Origin of the sequence: Pseudomonas pharyngis (assembly GCF_021602345.1) — a bacterium.
Taxonomy (GTDB): Bacteria; Pseudomonadota; Gammaproteobacteria; order Pseudomonadales; family Pseudomonadaceae; genus Aquipseudomonas; species Aquipseudomonas pharyngis.
The window spans coordinates 188,527-208,361 of the sequence record NZ_BQID01000005.1 but is presented as its reverse complement, the minus strand read 5'-3'; the positions used below and the strand labels follow the sequence as shown (position 1 = coordinate 208,361).

The window sequence follows — 19,835 nt, the reverse complement described above, 5'->3', positions numbered from 1 at the left end:
GACCACGGCATGCAGCAGTTGATTGAATCGGTAGGCGCGCTTTCTCCCGAGAAACGCAAGGCGCTGGCGATTCTACTGGGCAAACAGGGCATTAACCTTTATGGCATCGCGCCGATTTTTCGGCGCACCGAAGGTGAACCGCTGCTTTTGTCTTATGCCCAGGAGCGGCAGTGGTTTCTCTGGCAGATGGAGCCGGACAGCGCGGCGTACCACATTCCCACGGCGTTGCGCTTGCGCGGTGCCCTGAACATGGCGGTACTGCAGCGCAGTTTCGATACGCTGATCGAGCGTCACGAAAGTCTGCGCACCGGGTTTGCCCGAGGTGATCAGGACAAGGCCATTCAGCTGATCAAGGCGCCGTTTGCCTTGCAGATCGAGGTTCGCGAGCTGGAGGGCGAAGTCGATGAGCCGCGTTTGCGCGCGGCCATCGAAGCCGAAATTGCCCGCCCGTTCGATCTCGAACAGGACACCTTGCTGCGCGTCTGCCTGCTGCGGCTGGCACCGGACGATCACGTTCTGGTGATGGTGCAACATCACATCATTTCCGATGGCTGGTCGATGCAAGTGATGGTCGGCGAACTGATCGAGCTCTATGCCGGGTTCAGTCAGGGCGTACCGGCCACGCTGGCACCGTTGCCGATCCAGTACGCCGATTTCGCCCAGTGGCAACGCAGCTGGATGGACGCCGGTGAGCGCGAACGGCAATTGAGCTATTGGGTCGAGCATCTGGGCTCGGATCCGGGCGTGCTGGAACTGCCGGCCGATCACCCACGCCCGCTGGTGCAAAGCTATCGCGGTGCACGTCTGGATATGCAGCTGGACGCCGCGTTGAGCAAAGGCCTGCAAGATCTTGCGCGTCGTGAAGGCGTGACGATGTTCATGCTGTTGCTGGCAGCGTTCCAGACCTTGCTGCATCGCTACAGCGGTCAGGACGACATTCGCATCGGCGTGCCGATTGCCAACCGCAACCGTGCGGAAACCGAAGGGCTGATCGGCTTTTTCGTCAACACCCAGGTCTTGCGTGCCACCCTCGACAGCAGCATGACGTTCAGCGCCTTGCTGGCCCAGGCCAGGCAATCGGCGCTGGGCGCCCAGGCGCATCAGGATCTGCCGTTCGAGCAATTGGTCGAAGCCCTGGCGCCGGAGCGCAGCCTGAGCCGCAGCCCGTTGTTCCAGGTGATGTTCAACCACCAGAGTGGCGCGCGGCAGGCCAGGCAGGCCATGCAACTGCCGGGGCTTGCCGTTGAAAGTGTGAACTGGGACAGCCTCACGGCGCAGTTCGATCTGACCCTGGAAACCCATGAATCGCCGGAAGGCGTGTGGGCCTCGCTGATCTATGCCACGGACCTGTTTGAAGCGGCGTCCATCGAGCGTATGGGCAGGCATTTGCAGACGTTGCTCAAGGCTATCGTCAGCGATGCGCAACAACGTGTCGGCGAGTTGCCATTGCTCGATGCCCGTGAGCGGCAGGTATTGCTGCACGACTGGAACCCCGTGGACGTACCGTTTGCCAGCGATCTGTGCATTCATCAGTTGATCGCTCGTCAGGCGATTCGGACCCCGGATGCGCGGGCGGTGACCTTTGCCGAGCGGCATCTGACCTATGCCCAGCTTGAAGCACGGGCCAACCCATTGGCGCATGCCTTGATCGAGCGAGGCGTCGGCCCGGAGGTGCGCGTCGGTGTGGCGATGCAGCGCTCGGAGCATCTGCTGGTCGCGTTGCTGGCCGTGCTCAAGGCAGGGGGCGTGTACGTGCCGCTCGATCCGGATTACCCGGCCGACCGTGTCGCCTACATGCTCGAAGACAGCCGTGCGCTGTGCCTGCTGACCGAACGGGACGTCGCCGCCAATCTGGCGATTGCGGCGGACACCGACGTGCTGCTGATGGACAACGCCGCCGATGATTTCGCCGCGTACCCGGCGCATGCACCGCAAACGCGGGTGTCGGCCGACAACCTTGCGTATGTGATTTACACCTCCGGTTCGACCGGCAAACCGAAAGGCGTGGCGATTGCCCACCGCAACGTGCTGGCGCTGATCGACTGGTCGCAATCGGTGTACAGCCGCGACGATATCCAGGGCGTGCTGGCCTCGACGTCGGTGTGTTTCGACCTGTCGGTGTGGGAGCTGTTTGTCACCCTGGCCAACGGTGGTTCGTTGATCATCGCCCGTAATGCCCTGGAATTGCCGCAGTTGCCGGCCCGCGATCAGGTGCGCCTGATCAACACCGTACCGTCGGCGATTGCCGCCCTGCAACGCAGCGGCGAGATCCCGCCGAGCGTGCGCATCATCAATCTGGCCGGCGAGCCGCTCAAGCAGTCGCTGGTCGACACCTTGTATGCACAACCGACGGTCGAACACGTTTTCGACCTGTACGGCCCGTCGGAAGACACCACCTATTCGACCTGGACACGGCGCACGGCCGGTGGCCAGCCAAGCATCGGCCGGCCGCTGAAACACACCGCCAGCTATGTCCTTGATGGCGAGCTGCAACCGGTGCCGCAAGGCGTCGCCGCCGAACTGTATCTGGCCGGTGCCGGCATCACCCGCGGTTATCTGGCACGGCCGGCGTTGACCGCAGAAAAGTATCTGCCGAACCCGTTCGGCGCTCCGGGCGAGCGTTTCTACCGCACCGGTGACCTGACGCGTTATCAGGCTGACGGCAACCTGCAATACGTCGGGCGTATCGACCATCAGGTCAAGGTGCGTGGTTTTCGCATCGAGCTGGGCGAGATCGAAGCGCGTCTGCTGCAACAAGACACGGTGCGCGAACTGGCGGTGCTGGCGCAGGAAGGCGCGAGCGGTCAGCAATTGGTCGCCTACATCGTGCCGAGCGCTGCGCTGGGTAACGCCGAAGAACGAGCGCGGCTGCGTGAAGTGCTCAAGGCCGGCCTGCGCGAGCACCTGCCGGAATACATGGTGCCGGCGCACCTGCTGTTCCTTGAACAACTGCCGCTGACGCCCAACGGCAAGCTCGATCGCAAGGCTTTGCCCAAACCTGACGCAGCGCTCGAGCAGCACACCTATCTGGCGCCGGGCAACGACAACGAACGGCAGTTGTGCGAGATCTGGCAAGCCGTGCTCGGGCTGGAGCAGGTAGGCGTCACGGATAACTTCTTTACCCTTGGCGGCGACTCGATCATCTCCATTCAGGTGGTCAGCCGTGCACGTCAGGCCGGCCTGCGCATCACCCCCAAGGATCTGTTCCAGTACCAGACTGTGCAAGGTCTGGCCCGGGTCGCTCAGCGGGGTGAAGCGGCGTTCAGCATTGAGCAGGGCGCTGTCACCGGCAGCACGCCGTTGCTGCCGTTCCAGCAACGATTCTTCGAACTGGCGATTCCCGAGCGGCAGCGCTGGAACCAGTCGTTGCTGCTGAAACCTTCCCAGGCCATTGACGCCAGTGTCCTCGAGCAGGCCTTGCAGGCATTGGTTGCGCATCACGATGCCTTGCGCCTGAGCTTCAGCGAAGGCGCTGAAGGCTGGACGGCCATGCACCGCGCGCCGGATAACCGGCCGTTGCTGCAACAGGCGGGCGTGCAGCACACCGACGAAATCGAAGCGGTGTGCGACGCCGCGCAAGGCAGCCTCGATCTGCAAGACGGCCCGTTGTTGCGCGCCGTGCTGTTGAATGTGGCTGACGGCAGCCAGCGCTTGTTGCTGGCGATCCACCACTTGGTGGTCGACGGTGTGTCCTGGCGCGTGTTGCTGGAAGATTTGCAGAATGCCTGCGAGCAGGCGCAAAGCGGCCAGGCGATCAAGCTCGCGGCCAAGACCAGCCCGTTCAAGGACTGGGCGCAACGCCTGCAAACGTTCGCCGCCGGCGAGTTGCATAACGAACTGACGTGGTGGGCCGGACAGTTGGGCGAGGCGCCCGCCGATCTGCCCTGCGACAACCCTGCGGCGACCTTGCAAAACCGTCACGTGGTGAGCGTGGAAACCCGCCTGAATGCGGATCAGACCCGCCAACTGTTGCAGCAGGCGCCCGCCGCCTATCGCACGCAGATCAACGATGTGCTGCTGACAGCACTGGCGCGGGTGATCTGCCGCTGGACCGGTCAGGCCTCGACCCTGATCCAACTCGAAGGTCATGGCCGTGAAGAACTGTTCGACGACATCGACCTGAGCCGCACCGTTGGCTGGTTCACCAGCCTGTTCCCGGTGCGTCTGACCCCGGCCGTGGGCCTGGCCGACTCGCTCAAGTCAGTCAAGGAACAACTGCGTGGCGTACCGAACAAGGGCCTGGGTTTTGGTGCCCTGCGTTACCTGGGCGATGAACACGCGCGACAGACGCTCGCCGCGCAGCCGGTCCCGCGCATTACCTTCAACTACCTGGGCCAGTTCGACAGCCAGTTCGACGAGGCCGCGCTGTTTGTGCCCGCCAGTGAAAGCACCGGCCGCGAACAGAGTTCGCTGGCACCGCTGGCGAACTGGCTGGACATCAACGGCAAGGTCTATGGTGGTGAGCTCAACCTCAGCTGGTCTTTCAGCCACGAAATGTTCAATCAGGCGACGATCCAGCGTCTGGCTGACGACTATGCGCAAGAACTCAATGCGCTGATCGCCCATTGCTGTGAAGCGCACAACCGCGGTGTGACGCCGTCGGACTTCCCGCTGGCTGAGCTGACTCAGGCGCAGCTCGATACGCTGATCACGGATCCGCAAGCGGTGGACAACGTTTATCCGCTGTCGCCGATGCAGCAGGGCATGCTCTTCCATACCCTGTACGAACAAGGTTCGGGGGATTACATCAACCAGATGCGGGTGTCGGTGGAAGGGCTTGATGTCGAGCGTTTCCGTCAGGCCTGGCAAGCGGCGCTGGAGTCCCATGACATTCTGCGCACGCGGTTTGTCTGGGGAGGGGAGCAGGCCCAGCCGCTGCAGATCGTCGAACGCTCGGCGACGCTGCCGTTTACCGTTCACGACTGGCGCGGCCAGCCGGGCGAAGCGCTGGATGCGCTGGCCGAGGCCGAGCGCAGCCGTCCGTTCGATCTAAACGAGGTGCCGTTGTTGCGCCTGGTGGTGGTGCGCACCGCGCAAGACCGTCACGAACTGCTCTACACCAGTCACCACATTTTGCTGGACGGCTGGAGCAACTCGCAGTTGCTCGGTGAAGTGCTGCAGCGCTATGCCGGGCAAGTGCCTGCAGCGCCCATTGGCCGCTACAGCGATTACATCGCTTGGCTGCAGCGTCAGGACAGTCGCCTCAGCGAGCAATTCTGGCTTGAGCGTCTGGCTCAATTCGATGAGCCAACCCGTCTGGCCCAGGGTTTGGCGGATCGTTCGGCGAACGCCGATGGCGGTACCGGACAATATCAGCAGTGGATCGACGCCACTGGCACGTTGCGCTTGAGTGAGTTTGCTCGTCAGCAAAAAGTCACCCTTAACACCCTGGTGCAGGCGGCGTGGCTGTTGCTGTTGCAACGTTACACCGGGCAACCGACCGTGGCCTTCGGCGCCACTGTGTCGGGACGTCCGGCCAACCTGCCGGGGGTCGAGCAGCAGGTCGGCCTGTTCATCAACACCTTGCCGGTGATTGCCCGTCCGGAACCGCAACTGACGGTCAGCCAGTGGCTGCAAACCGTGCAGGAACTCAACATCGCCCTGCGTGATTTCGAACACACGCCACTGGCCGATATCCAGCGCTGGTCGGGGCAGGGCAGCGACGGCCTGTTCGACAACCTGTTGGTGTTCGAGAACTACCCGATCTCCGAAGCGCTGGAGCAAGGCTCGTCGCTGGGCCTGAAGTTCGGCGCGGTCGACACCCGTGAACAAACCAATTTCCCGCTGACGGTCGGGGTCAACCTCGGCGAAACCCTCTCGGTGCATTACAGCTTTGCCGCCGCCCGTTTCAGCCCGGACTCCATTGTGCGTTTGCACGCGCAACTGGCCTCGCTGCTGGAGCAGTTCGTACAGTCGGCGAATGCGCGTCTCGGCGCGTTGACCCTGCTCAGCGGTGAAGAGCAGCGTCGATTGCAGGAAAACAATCGTGCGCAACCTTGCACGGATCCGTTGCTGGTGCATCAGCGCATCGCGGTGATTGCGGCGCAGCAGGCGCAACAGGAAGCCGTGCGTTGTGGCGATCAGGCGTTGACCTTCGCCGAGCTTGAAAGCCACGCCAATCGCCTCGCGCATGTGCTGATCAATGAAGGCGTCGGGCCGGAAGTGCGCGTCGGCGTAGCGCTGCCGCGCAGCCCATCGATGCTGGTGGCCTTGCTCGCGGTGCTCAAGGCCGGCGGCGCCTATGTGCCGCTGGATGCCAGTTATCCGCGCGAGCGCCTGGCCTATCTGATCGAAGACTCGGGCATCGCGCTGTTGCTCAGCGATTCGCAACTGCGTCCTCGGTTGCCACTGAGCGCCGGAGTGCGTGCCCTGGATCTGGACACGTTGTCGACTGCCGAATGGCCAGACGTTGCGCCGCAGGTCGAGGTACACGCGCAAAACCTGGCTTACGTGATTTACACCTCGGGTTCCACCGGCCAGCCCAAGGGTGTGTGCGTGGAGCACGGACCGCTGGCGATGCATTGCCAGGCCATCGGCCAGCGCTATGAAATGACCCCGGACGATTGCGAGCTGCACTTCATGTCGTTCGCGTTCGACGGCGCTCATGAACGCTGGTTGACCCCGCTGACCCATGGCTCGCGGCTGTTGCTGCGCGATGACAGTCTGTGGAGCCCGGAGCAGACCTACACCGCCATGCAACAACACGGCGTGACGGTGGCGGCGTTCCCGCCGGTGTACTTGCAGCAATTGGCCGGGCACGCCGAACAGGTCGGCCAGCCGCCCGCTGTGCGGATCTACTGTTTCGGCGGCGATGCCGTGCCCAACGACAGTTTCGAGCGGGCGCGTGCGGCGCTGGCGCCGCAGTACATCATCAACGGTTACGGGCCGACCGAAACCGTGGTCACCCCATTGATCTGGAAGGCCGGGCGGCATGACGCATGCGGCGCAGCCTATGCACCGATCGGCACGCGGATCGGCGACCGCAGCACCTGTGTGCTCAGCGCTGACCTCAATGCGTTGCCCCAGGGCGTGATGGGCGAGCTGTATCTGGGCGGCACCGGGCTGGCCCGGGGTTATCTGGATCGTCCGGCGCTGACCGCTGAGCGCTTTGTACCCGATCCGTTCGGGGCGCCGGGCAGTCGTCTGTACCGCAGCGGTGACCTGGTGCGTGAGCGCGCCGATGGCGTGTTCGACTATCAGGGCCGCGTCGACAACCAGGTGAAAATCCGTGGTTTCCGCATCGAACTGGGCGAAATCGAAGCGCGTCTGCTGGAACTGAGCAGCGTGCGCGAAGCCGTGGTGCTGGCGCATGCCGGGCCAAGCGGCAAGCAACTGGTGGCCTATCTGGTCCCGACACAACCGGTGGCAGACGCACATCTGGCTGAATGGCGCGACAGCGTGCGCAACGCTCTCAAGGAGAGTCTGCCAACGCACATGGTGCCGGCGCACTTGATGGTGCTGGCGCACCTGCCGCTGACCCCGAACGGCAAACTGGACCGCAAGGCGCTGCCTGCACCGGACGCCAGTCTGCTGCAGAACAGCTACGTGGCGCCGCGCAATGAAATGGAGCAACGTATCGCCACGATCTGGGCCGATGCGCTGCGCCTTGAGCAGGTCAGCGCCACGGACAATTTCTTCGAGCTGGGCGGCGATTCGATCATCTCGATTCAAGTAGTCGGCCGTGCGCGGCAGGCCGGTATCCAGTTCACGCCCAAGGATCTGTTCCAGCACCAGACCGTGCAGGCACTGGCGGCGGTAGCACAGTCGGGCGGCACGGTGCTGAGCATCGACCAGGGGCCGGTCAGCGGTGCGACGCCGTTGTTGCCGTCCCAGCAATGGTTCTTCGCCAGCGAGATCCCCGAGCGGCATCACTGGAACCAGTCGTTGCTGCTCAAACCGGCGATGACGCTGCACGCCGAGACCGTTGCGCAGTTGCTCCAGGCACTGGTTGCGCATCACGATGCCTTGCGCCTGTCGTTCATTGAAACGACTGACGGCTGGACAGCCACTCACCGCCCGATCGAGCCTGTGCAAGCACTGCTCTGGCAGCGCACGCTGACGGATTCGGCTGCAATCGAAGTGCTCTGTCAGCAGGCCCAGGGCAGTCTCGATCTGCACGACGGTCCGCTGCTGCGCGGCGTGTTGCTCGATCTGCCGGATCAGACTCAGCGCTTGTTGCTGGTGGTGCATCACCTGGTGGTCGACGGTGTTTCCTGGCGGATCCTGCTGGAAGATCTGCAAACCGCATTCAGCCAGATCCAGGCCGGGCGCGAGGTCGCGTTGCCGGCCAAGACCAGCGCCTTCAAAGCCTGGGCCGAGCGCCTGCAGGCGCACACCGTCAGCCTCGATGACCAACAGGCCTTCTGGCGTGGGCATTTGCAGGGGGCGACCGCCACGTTGCCGTGCGAGCGCCCGGACGGCAGCCTGGAAAACCGCTACGCGCAAAGTGTGCAGACGCGCCTTGCCCCTGAACTGACCAGACAACTGTTGCAACAGGCCCCGGCGGCTTATCGCACGCAGGTCAACGACTTGCTGCTGACCGCACTGGCCCGGGTCATCAGTCGCTGGAACGGACAGGCCTCAGCCCTTATTCAACTGGAAGGACATGGTCGTGAAGACCTGTTCGACGACATTGATCTGAGCCGCACCGTTGGCTGGTTCACCAGCGTGTTCCCGGTGCACCTGACCCCGGCCAGCGGTTTCGCTGATTCGATCAAGCAGATCAAGGAGCAGCTGCGTGCGATTCCCGACAAGGGCATCGGTTTTGGCGCCTTGCGTTATCTGGGCGATGCCTCGGCGCGTGAGGCTCTGGCAGAACTGCCCACGCCGAAAATCACCTTCAATTACCTCGGCCAGTTCGATAGCCAGTTCGACGAAGCCGCGCTGTTCCTGCCGGCCGGCGAAAGTGCCGGCAGTGACCTCAGCGATCGCGCCCCACTGGGTAACTGGCTGTCGGTCAATGGTCAGGTGTATGGCGGTGAACTGAGCCTGTCGTGGAGCTTCAGCGAGCAGATGTTCGACACCGCGACCGTGCAGGCAGTGGCCGATGAATACGGGCGTGAACTGACCGCGCTGATCGAACACTGCGTGACCCCGGGCAACCACGGCCTGACGCCGTCGGACTTCCCGCTGGCAGCGCTGGACCAGACGCGTCTGGACGGTTTGCCGGTGCCGGTCGCGGACATCGAAGACATCTATCCGTTGTCGCCGATGCAGCAGGGCATGTTGTTCCATACCTTGTCCGATGACGGCGACGATCTCTACGTCAACCAGCTCAACCTGACGGTGGAAGGCCTCGATATCGAGCGCTTCCGTGCCGCGTGGGAATGCGTGGTGGAGCGCCACGAAATTCTGCGCACGTCGTTCCATTGGCAAGACAGCCAGGCGTCACCGGTGCAGGTCGTCCACCGTCAGGGCATTGTTGACCTGCAAGCACTGGACACGCCGATGGATGAGGCGCAACTCGCCGAGTTTGCCCGTCAGCAGCGGGTTCAGGGCTTTGCGCTGGACCGCATGCCGTTGCAACGCACGCGCCTGATTCGGCTGGATGCTGACAAGTACCAGTTGATCTGGACCAGCCATCACATCCTGATGGACGGCTGGAGCAGTTCGCAGTTGTTCGGCGAGGTACTGCAGCACTACGCCACCGGCCAGGTCGAAGGCGAAAGCGGTCGGTATCGCGACTTTATCGCGTGGTTGCAGCAACAGGATTCGGCGCAGCTCGAGCAATTCTGGCGCGGCCACTTGCAGACGCTGGTCGAACCGACCGCGCTGAGCCAGGCGATGCACCCGCGTCACGAATCCGCCGAGCACGGCCACCAGGCGTTGTACACCCGTTGGGATGCGCAGCAGACCGCCTTGTTGCAGCAGCATTGCCGGGCTCAGGGCATCACCGCCAACACGTTGATTCAAGGCGCATGGTTGCTGCTGTTGCAGCGCTACACCGGTCAGCACAGCGTGGCGTTTGGTGCCACTGTGGCCGGGCGCCCGGAGGGATTGCCGAATGCCGGCAGCATGCTGGGGCTGTTCATCAACACCTTGCCGGTGATCCAGACCCTCGATCCGGCGCAGCCGCTGAATGCCTGGCTGAGCAGTCTGCAGGCCTATAACCTCGATCTGCGTGAACATGCTCACGCACCACTGGCGGACATTCAGCGCTGGTCGGGGCAGGGCGGGCAAGCCTTGTTCGACAGCATCATCGTGTTCGAGAACTATCCGATCGACCAGCGTCTGGAACAGGCACCGGGCGGCCTGCGTTTCGGCACCTCGGCCAGCCATGACGTGACCAACTTCCCGATGGACCTGGCCGTGCATCTTGGCGAAGAGTTCTCCATCGAGTACCTGTTCCTGCGTGATCGGTTCAGTGTCGAAGCGGTCGAGCGGATCCGCCAGACCATGGAAGTGCTGCTGCACAGCATGATGCAGCAGCCGACGGAGCGACTGGGCAACCTGCAGCGTCTGGCCGCGCCACAATGGCAGGCCTTGCAGCAGTGGGGCGCAGAACCGGCGGCGGTACACAACCGTGAGCTGTTGCCGGCGATGATTGCTGCGCAACGGCCTGAGGCCATTGCCGCCGAATGTGGTGACGAGCAGTTGAGCTATGCGCAACTCGAGCACCGGTCCAACCAGCTGGCGCATCATTTGATCGCGGCGGGTGCCGGTCCGGAAGTCCTGATCGGTGTCGCTCTGGAACGTTCGCTCGACATGCTGGTGGCCTTGCTCGCCGTGTTCAAAAGCGGCGCTGCCTACGTGCCGCTGGACATCGACTATCCAGCCGATCGCCTGGCCTTCATGATTGAAGACTCCGGCATGCGTCAGATGATCAGCCGTGGCGCCGCCAGCCAGCGTTTGCCGCTGCCGGCGAATTTGCCATTGCTTGATCTGGATCTTTTCGATGGCAGTCAGTACCCGAACACGGCGCCGCGGGTGCAGACCTGTGATGACAGCCTCGCCTATCTGATCTACACCTCGGGTTCCACCGGTTTGCCCAAAGGTGTGGCGGTAACCCACGGACCGCTGAGCATGCATTGCCAGGCAATCCGCGAGTTGTACGAAATGGACGCCAGCACGCGCGAATTGCACTTCATGTCGTTCGCTTTCGACGGCGCCCATGAACGCTGGCTGACCACCCTGGCCTTTGGCGGCACGCTGGTGCTGCGCGATCATGAACTGTGGACACCGGAGCAGACCAGTCACGCCTTGCTCAACCGTTCGATCGATATCGCCTGCTTCCCGCCGGCCTACCTCAAACAGGTGGCCGAGTACGTCGAGGCCAGCGGCATGGCCGTGCCGAAGGTGCGCATTTATTGCCTGGGGGGGGACGCGGTGCCGGAGCAGACCCTGGCGCAGGTGCGCCGCGTGTTGCAGCCGCAGTTCATCACCAACGGTTACGGCCCGACCGAAACCGTGGTCACGCCGATGCTCTGGAAAGCGCCGAATGATGAGGCCTGTGCGGCTGCCTATGCGCCGATCGGGCGAGTGGTCGGTCAACGCTCGCTGTGGGTTCTGGACGACGATCTCAATCCGCTGCCACAAGACTTATCCGGCCAGTTGTATATCGGGGGCTACGGGGTTGCCCGTGGTTACCATGGCCGTGCGGCGATCACCGCCGAGCGCTTCGTGCCGGATCCATTCGGCGCGCCGGGCAGTCGTCTGTACCGCAGCGGTGACCTGGTGCGCCTGCGCCATGACGGCATCCTCGATTACGTCGGCCGCGCCGACCATCAAGTGAAGATTCGCGGTTTCCGCATCGAGCTGGGTGAAATCGAAGCCTGCCTGCGCGCTCAGGAAGGTGTCACCGACGCTGTGGTCATCGCCCGTGACGGCGTCTCCGGCAAGCAGTTGATCGGCTATGTGGTCAGCAGCGACGACAACGTCGGGGATCGTCTGAAGACCCTGTTGCGCGCACAGTTGCCCGAATACATGGTGCCGCTGCAGATCATGGCTCTGGCGCGCCTGCCGATTTCGCCGAACGGCAAACTGGATCGCAAGGCGCTGCCGCAGCCCGAGTTTTGCGCCGATCAATATCAGGCGCCGCGCAACGCGCAGGAAACCTGGCTGGCCGATATCTGGGCCGACGTGCTGCAAGTGGAGCAGGTTGGCATCAGCGACAACTTCTTCGAGTTGGGCGGTGATTCGATTCTCAGCCTGCAGGTGATTTCCCGGGCGCGGAACCATCCGCAACTGAAACTGGACATCAAGCTGCGCGACCTCATGCGCTTCCAGACCATTGGCAACCTGTTCGACCAGCAAGCAGTCACCCGCTCGAGCCAGGCTGGCGACAGCAGCCACGTAGCACAGGCGGGGGCGTTTGGATTGTTGCCGATCCAGGAGTGGTTCTTCGCCGAGGGCATGAGCGAACCGCATCATTTCAACCAGGCAATGATGCTGCGTTCGCGCCAGGCGCTGGATGCCCCGGCGCTGGAGCAGACGCTGCGGTTGATGCTGGCCCAGCATGATTCGTTGCGGCTGCGTTTCTATCAGGATCAGGGCCGCTGGTTGCAGCACTATCAAACGTTGCAGGACAGCCTGCGCATCGCCGAGCACAACCCGTTGCTGTGGCAGCGTGAGATCAGCGACATCGAGCAACTCGACGCACTGGTCAACGAAGCCCAGCGCAGCCTCAACCTGCTCGACGGGCCACTGATGCGCGGTCTGCTGGTGAATCTGCCGGACGGCGAGGTGCGCCTGCTGCTGGTGGTGCATCACCTGGTGATCGATGCGGTGTCGTGGCGGGTGTTCCTGCAAGACTTGCAACTGGCCTACGAGGCGTTCAGTCAGGGCCGCGAGCCGCAACTGGCGCAGCGCACCAGCAGCTATCGCGCCTGGGCCGATGGCCTGGCGGCGCAGGTGCCGGCACTGGTCGAGCAAGAGCTGGATTACTGGCTCGGACAGCTGGATCAGCCGGGCAAGGATCTGCCGTGTGACAACCCGCGCGGCAAGAACCTGGTGCGTTTTCGCGAAGAAACGTTCATGGGCCTCGACGCCACCCGCACCGGGCAACTGCTCAAACAGGCGCCAGCGGTATACGGCACGCAGATCAACGACCTGCTGCTGACCGCGCTCGGTCGTGTGCTGTGTCGCTGGAGCGAGGCCGAGTCGGTGCTGGTGCAACTGGAAGGGCACGGTCGTGAGGACCTGGTCGAAGGGCTGGACCTGAGCCGCACCCTCGGCTGGTTCACCACCATGTTCCCGGTGCGGCTGGCGCCGTTGGCGGAGCAGGATTTCGGCGCATCGATCCTGGCGGTACGCGAGCAGTTGGCGGCGGTGCCGCAGAAAGGCGTCGGCTACGGCGCGCTGCGTTACATGGCCGATGCGTCGGTGCAACAGCGTCTGGCGGCGTTGCCACAGGCGCGGCTGACCTTCAACTACCTGGGGCAGTTCGACCAGACCTTCGACGAGCAGGCGATGCTGATGCCGGCGGACGAGCACATCGGCGACGTCTATAGCCTGGATGCCAACCTCGGCAACTGGCTGGAAATCGTCGGTCAGGTGTTCGACGGCAAACTGTCGATGCGTTGCATGTACAGCACCCGTCGCTTCCGCCCTGGCACCATCGAGACCTTGATGCAGCAGTATCAGGCCGAGCTGGAAGCGTTGGTCGACCATTGCCTGCAACAGTCGGCGCGTTGAGCCGGTCTTTAACTTTTTGAGAGGGCCGGTGCGCATTGTGTGCATCGGCCCGGGATGTGGTGCATGTCATTGAATTCGGAAGTAGCGGCGTTTCTTGATCTGGTCGAAGACAGTCAGAACGGCGCGTTTCACCAAGGGACACCTGAGCAGGCCCGTGAGGCGTTCGAGCGGTCCTCGCAACAGATGCGCTGGGACGTGCCGGATGTCGAAGTGAGTGAGGTGCGACATCTTGCCCGCGACGGCGCTGAGCTGACCCTGCGGCTGTACCGTCCGTTGCACAGGGGTGGTGTCCTGCCGGTGCTGCTGTTTTTGCACGGCGGTGGTTTTGTGGTCGGCAGCCTCGATTCCCACGACGGTATTTGCCGTGAATTCTGCGCGCGCACGCCGTGTGCAGTGCTGTCGGTCGGCTACCGCCGCGCGCCGGAACACAAATTCCCGGTGGCGTTGCACGATTGTGCCGATGCACTGGATTGGCTGCGCGAACAGGCCGGCGAATTCGATCTCGACCTGTCGCGCCTGGTGTTTGGCGGCGACAGCGTCGGCGCCACGCTGGCGACCGTGCTGGCGCTTGAGGCGCGCGCGCCCGGCGCGCTGAAACCGTGCCTGCAATTGCTGTGCTACCCGGTAACCGACGCCTCGCAGCGCCGTGAATCGATGGACCTGCTCGGCGAAGGTTATCTGCTGGAAAGCGATACCCTGGAATGGTTCTACCAACACTACGCCCGCTGCCTTGAGGACCGCCGCGACTGGCGTTTCTCGCCACTGCTGAGCACCGACCTTGCCGGCGCCGCACCGGCCTACGTCGCCCTGGCAGGCTTCGACCCGCTGGTGGACGAAGGCCGCGCCTACGCCGAACGTCTGGCCAGCGCCGGAGGATTGCTTGAATGCCGAGAGTTCAGTGGCCACGTGCATGACTTCCTGCGCATGCGCATGGTCACGCAAGAGGTGGAGGCGATCTATCAGGAACTGGTGAGCGTGCTGCGCACCGTGATGTATCCGGAAACGGTCTGATCCGACTTGGCCTGATGTGCGCGTCCACACACCAGGCCATCAACACCCGACTCTGTGGGAACGAGCTTGCTCGCGAAGAGGGCGCGTTTCAGGAACTGACTATTCCGGTTTGAAACCTGGTTTTCCGTTGGCGGCCCGCCATTCCTTGATGGCTTTTAATGCACCAGCGGGGCTGTCTTCGACCCCCTCGGCAGGGTAGTACAAAATATCCGAGCCGCTCGGGTGTTCCGAAATTTTCACTATGTTGTCCACTATCGCGTCGTGCTCTCTCTCGGATGAGTAGTCTCCTTCAACCAAGCGGTTTATGAGGGCGATAAACTCTGACTCTGTATATTCTTCAAACCTGGATTTAAATTTCATTGTTTGGTCCTCCTCTGCTTGGCGTGGATTTTTATGTGTTGGCGCGGTGTCAACAGTCGGAGATTGTCTGCATCGTAAACCATGCCACCTTCACCGATAGGCACAACATGATGTATCTCTATTTTTACCCTTCTCCCTACATGTTCTGCTTGGGGGGCACGTGGTGAAAGCCCCTTTTTGATATCGAGTTGATTAAAGTATGGAAACTCATGCATTAATTGCTCATTACTTTCCACTGCCTTCCAAAACGCCCGCCTAAACGCTTTAAAACTGGAAAATTCCTGTCCCCTCAGCGTATCCGCAATCTGCGCGGGTATCGGCGCACCTTCCGGGGTTGACGCGGCCCCCAGCCAATTCCCCGATATCACTTGCCCATTCCCCGAAGCGACTCCCGGATCCTGACGACGATCCCTGAACATCGTGAAGGTCGGCGGGATGCCGGACTCGATCGGGAATACGGTGATGAAGCCACCGAAGTCGTACTGGTCCAGTTCGGGAAAGGGGTCGATTCGCCCGCCTTGCGGGGTGACCGTTGCACCTTCGTAGATCGGCAGATCGGTGTCGGCGAACGGCAAATCCGTCGAAGGATTCAGCGGTTGTACCAAAGGTGTCCAGGTCAGGGTGGGACCCTTGGCCTCGGCGTCGCCGGAGATGTACGCATTTTTTCCTGCATCAAAACGGGCCAGTCTTACCGGCACGTTGGCCGGTACTGTGACGCCGTCCGTACCGACGACAACAATCTCCGCGCGGTTGCCGATCGTCCTGGAACCGAGCCTCACCGGCAGGTCGACATCTTTGCCGCTGGCCGCCCGTTCGTACAGGTCGACAGCGTTCAGATCGGGAGCGAGTTCCGAGAGCGGAACACTGGCCGAATAAAGATCGCCATTGCCCAGCCTGGATGGCATCAGCAGTGCTGCGAAACCGACCAGAACGGGCGCCGCTGCGGCGCTCACGACAGAAACGGCGGTGCGCAAAGCAGTTCTGAGCGCCAGTGAGGTGGCCTGGCTGGTGGCGATGTGGCCGAGCGTGCCGCTAAACGTTGAGTCAAACGCAGCCAGTGAACCAACGTTGGCAAATGTCGGGTTTTGCCAGCGGGCGTCGCTCTCGGCTTGCCATTTTTCATGCAGGCGTTTTTGTTGCGCGGCCAATCTGGCCCTGGCCCGGCGCGCTTGCTGCTGCTTTTTCCTTTTGGCCTTCCTCTGCGCCTGACGCTGCTCCTTCAAGCGCTGTGCTTCCTGTTCTCTTTGAACCCGCGCCTGTTCAGTCTCTGCCAGTTCACGTTGGCGACGAGCCTCTTCGGCCAATGCATGTTGACGCTGCTGCTCGGCGGCGAAAAGGGCCCGTTCGGCAGCCACGCGCTGAGCCTCTGCCTGTTCACGCTGGCGACGTGCTGCATCTGCCAACGCCTGCTGACGCTGCTGTTCAGCGGCGATTCTGGCGCGCTCGGCGGCCTGACGCGCCGCTTCGGCGGCAGCGGCTTGTGCCTGTTCGTTGGCCTGCACGGTAGCCAGCCAGTTGTGCACATTGGCTTGTTGTTGATGAAGAACGTTGAGGGTCTGAGCCAGCAATCTGGCTTCGAGCGCTGCTCGATAGGACAGTTTCCACAGGTTCATTCCCGGGCCGTTGGGGCTGAGAATCGGGTCGATGATCTGTGCGCGGGAGAGGAACTGGGAAACCGTTTTGTCGGTAGGATCGCTGCCGTAGAAACCGTGGGACAAATGGGTCTGGTGTTGCAGTTGTTGGTTTTTTCGCTGAATCACGGTGTTGCGTACACCCAGCTCGCGGACCAACGATGCAGCCGGTGGTAGCGGGTGGGTCGAGATTTCCTGTCGTGCGGCTGCCAGATCCGTTTCGATGGTCTGCGGAATCTGTGCTGTCTTGCCTTGATATTCCGCCTCCAGCGGGCCGGTAAAGTTTTGCAGTACTTGCTGATATTGGCCGGTGCTTCGCGGAGGGCCGAATCGGCCGCTGTTGGGAATCGTGGTGCCGGTCGAGGGGTTTATTCGCATGCCTGGAGGTGCTTTCCCGATTGTGTGGACGGCCTCGGTCAATTCGAACGACGATGGTTTTTGCATATTCATATCCTTTTGAATGTGCATTGTTTTTCGATAAGTAACGGGTGAGCAGTCAATTGCTTCCTGCCAATCAAAGTTACAACGAAGTGCTCAGGGAAATATCCGAGTCTTCTGTAGGCGCTGACAGGAGATAAGGCGGAAGTTTTCGCCGAAAAGAGGGTTTTGGTGGATGCTTCTTTTATGTAATCGGACGTTTCCTATGCAACGAAAGGAAATACCTTTCAAGCCGCATGTTTTGTAGTGCCGTTAAACCTTCATCCATAAAAAAAAGCGCCCCGGTTTGGCCGGGGCGCTTTTTGTGTTGCAGCGGTTAAATCAGAACGTGTACTTGAAGCCGGTCATGATGTTGCGCGGTGCGCCGTACATGCCGTGGTCGCCGGCGTAGCTGAGGTATTCGCGGTCGAATACGTTGTTCAGGTTGACCGAGGCGCTGAGGTTTTTGCTGATGTCGTAACGCGCCAGCAGGTTGGTGACGGCGTAGCTGCCTTGCTGGAAGGTATGCAGGTCGGCACCGGTCTTGCTCTGCCAGTTCACACCGCCGCCAACGGTGACTTTGTCCAGGATGCCCGGCAGGCGATAGCTGGTGAAGGTCTTGAGGCTGTGACGGGGCAGGGTGGTGACGATGCGCTGGTCTTCGGCATCGGTGCTGACGGCATAGGCGTAACCGGCAGACGCTTGCCAGCCTTCGGCCAGTTCGCCATCAAGGGTGAACTCAGCACCTTTGGTGGTGGTGCCTTGCTCGGATTTGTAGGTGTTGCCGCCCGGGGTGTCGATCCAGATCGCCAGGTTGTCCTGCTCGATCTTGAACAGCGCGAAGCTGGAGTTCAGCTTGCCATCGAAGTGGCTGCCCTTGACGCCGACTTCGTAGCCGGTGCCTTCCATCGGGTCCAGAGGCTTGTTGTTGATGTCGCGTACCCAGGACGATTGCGGGTTGAAGATCTTGGTGTAGCTGGCATACAGCGACCAAGTGTCGTTGACGTCGTAGACCACACCCGCGTAAGGAATGTAGACGCCGGTTTCCGATTCTTTGGTCTTGGTTTCTGCACCGCCGTACGGCTTGTCTTCGATGTCGCGATGCCAGTCGACCACGCGGCTGCCGAGCAGGATGCTCAGGTCATCGGTGGCACGCAGGCGGGTGGCCAGGTACGCGGCGTATTGAGTTTCATCGACGGTGGATTTGCCGGTGACGTTGAATTCGGGTTTGACCGAGTCGCCGTTCCAGTTCAGCAGGTTGTCGATGGCGCCGGCAGGGGAGCCGGAGTAGTCGTATTTCCAGCTGCCGTAGTTCGGCACGTTTTCGTTGTATTGCGACAGGGTCACACCGGCGATCAACTCATGCTCGCGACCCAGCAGGCCGAACGGGCCGGTCAGGTAGGCGTCGATGTTGTTCTGGCGCGGGGTACCGGAGAAGCGCACCGGCAGTTGGGTCGTGCCGCTGCCGTCCGGGTTCAGGCCACCGTTGACGTAGTTGAAGACCTCGTCGAACTTGTTCTCGGAGTGAGTGAATTCAACCTTGCCGCTCCAGCCATTGCCGAACTGCTGTTCGATCGAGGTGAAGAAGCTGGTTTGTTCGTGATCGTTATACGACCAGGTCTGCGCCGAGTTCAGCGAACGGCTGAGGTTGGTGCGCGAGCCATCGGTGAAGCGGGTTGGCAGGCCCGAACGCATTGGCGAATCGACGTCGGTGCGCTGGTAGCTGAAACCCATGGTCAGCAGCGTGTCTTCGCTCAGGTCGAATTCAGTGATGCCGTACATCAGCTGCGAATCTTGCTTGTAGCGGTCGATCCAGGACTGTTCGGTCTTGAAGTCGCCGACCAGTCGGCCACGGATGTTGCCGGTTTCGGTCAGCGGCCCGGAGACATCGAAACCGGTGCCGTAGCGATCCCAGTTGCCGGCTTCAGCGGTGACGCTGGCCTGAGCTTCGGCAGTCGGACGCTTGCGGATCAGGTTGATGGTGGCCGAAGGGCTGCCCAGGCCGCTGATCAAACCGGTGGCGCCACGCACCACTTCCACACGGTCGTACATCGCCATGCTCTGGGTGTAGTTGTCCATGCGCTTGACGGTCGGCACGCCGTCGATTTCGAAGTTCTGGATCTCGAAACCACGGGAGAAGTAACCGTCGGACTCTGCGCCCTGGCCGTCACGCAGCACAATGATGCCCGGTGTGGCGTCGAGGGTGTCGCTGAGGTTGGTCAGACGCTGGTCGTCGAGGCGCTGACGGGTCATGACGGTCAGTGACTGCGGGGTTTCCTTGGGTGTCAGGTTCAGGCGCGTCGAGCTGCTGGACGAGTACGTGGTGTAAAGCCCGGAGCCTTCAGTGGTCGACCCCGGCGCCTTGCCGGAAATCGATACCGCGCCCAGCTCCAGTGCGTTTCCCGCGCCTGCACCGGTGGCCGGCACCAGCGAAACGGAGTTGCCGGTCAGTTGATAGGTCATGCCGCTCCCCAGCAGCAAGTTGTCCAGTGCCTGTTTCGGCTCCAGGTGCCCGGATACCGCGTTCGAGTTCAGGCCAGCCAGGGATTCCGGGCTGTAGAGAATCTGCAGATTGGCTTGTTGCCCCAGCTGTTGCAGTGCTCGGGACAGCGGTTGCGCAGGGATGTTGACGTCGACCGGCGTCGCTTGAACCTGGGTGCTGCCCAACAGCATCAGCGTCAGCAGAGCACCTGACAGCATTGCGCCACGCGGATTGCGGCGGGAGATGGCCTCGGCCAGAGGGGTGCGGGACAACTTTAAGGCTTGCATTTGCTCGGGATGCTC

At 62.1% G+C, this 19,835-nt stretch carries 5 protein-coding genes; 2 read left to right on the top strand and 3 right to left on the bottom strand.

The features are described from left to right. The first annotated feature begins 9 nt into the window (after positions 1–9). Together L6D74_RS12920 and L6D74_RS12915 are read left to right on the top strand one after the other, a co-directional pair. The gene (locus L6D74_RS12920; RefSeq protein WP_236189413.1) at positions 10–13,632 is read left to right on the top strand and encodes a non-ribosomal peptide synthase/polyketide synthase; all 13,623 of its coding nucleotides are present in this window, start codon (positions 10–12) and stop codon (positions 13,630–13,632) included. Positions 13,633–13,695: 63 nt separating this feature from the next. Continuing rightward, entirely contained in the window at positions 13,696–14,643 is a 948-nt protein-coding gene (locus L6D74_RS12915; RefSeq protein ID WP_236189411.1) for an alpha/beta hydrolase, read from the top strand. Positions 14,644–14,742: 99 nt separating this feature from the next. On the opposite strand, the gene L6D74_RS12910 is transcribed toward L6D74_RS12915, so the two are convergent. The 3 genes from L6D74_RS12910 to L6D74_RS12900 form a co-directional block, all read right to left on the bottom strand. Beyond that, entirely contained in the window at positions 14,743–15,003 is a 261-nt protein-coding gene (locus tag L6D74_RS12910; RefSeq protein WP_085612870.1) for a bacteriocin immunity protein, read from the bottom strand. Beyond that, positions 15,000–17,102: an S-type pyocin domain-containing protein gene (locus L6D74_RS12905; protein WP_236189410.1), complete on the bottom strand. Its 2,103-nt coding sequence runs from the start codon at positions 17,100–17,102 to the stop codon at positions 15,000–15,002. The genes L6D74_RS12910 and L6D74_RS12905 overlap by 4 nt, the downstream gene beginning before the upstream one ends. A gap of 291 nt (positions 17,103–17,393) precedes the next feature. Then, positions 17,394–19,820 carry a TonB-dependent siderophore receptor gene (locus L6D74_RS12900; protein ID WP_373874468.1) on the bottom strand — a complete coding sequence of 809 codons (2,427 nt, stop codon included), beginning with the start codon at positions 19,818–19,820 and terminating at the stop codon, positions 17,394–17,396. Positions 19,821–19,835 lie beyond the last annotated feature (15 nt).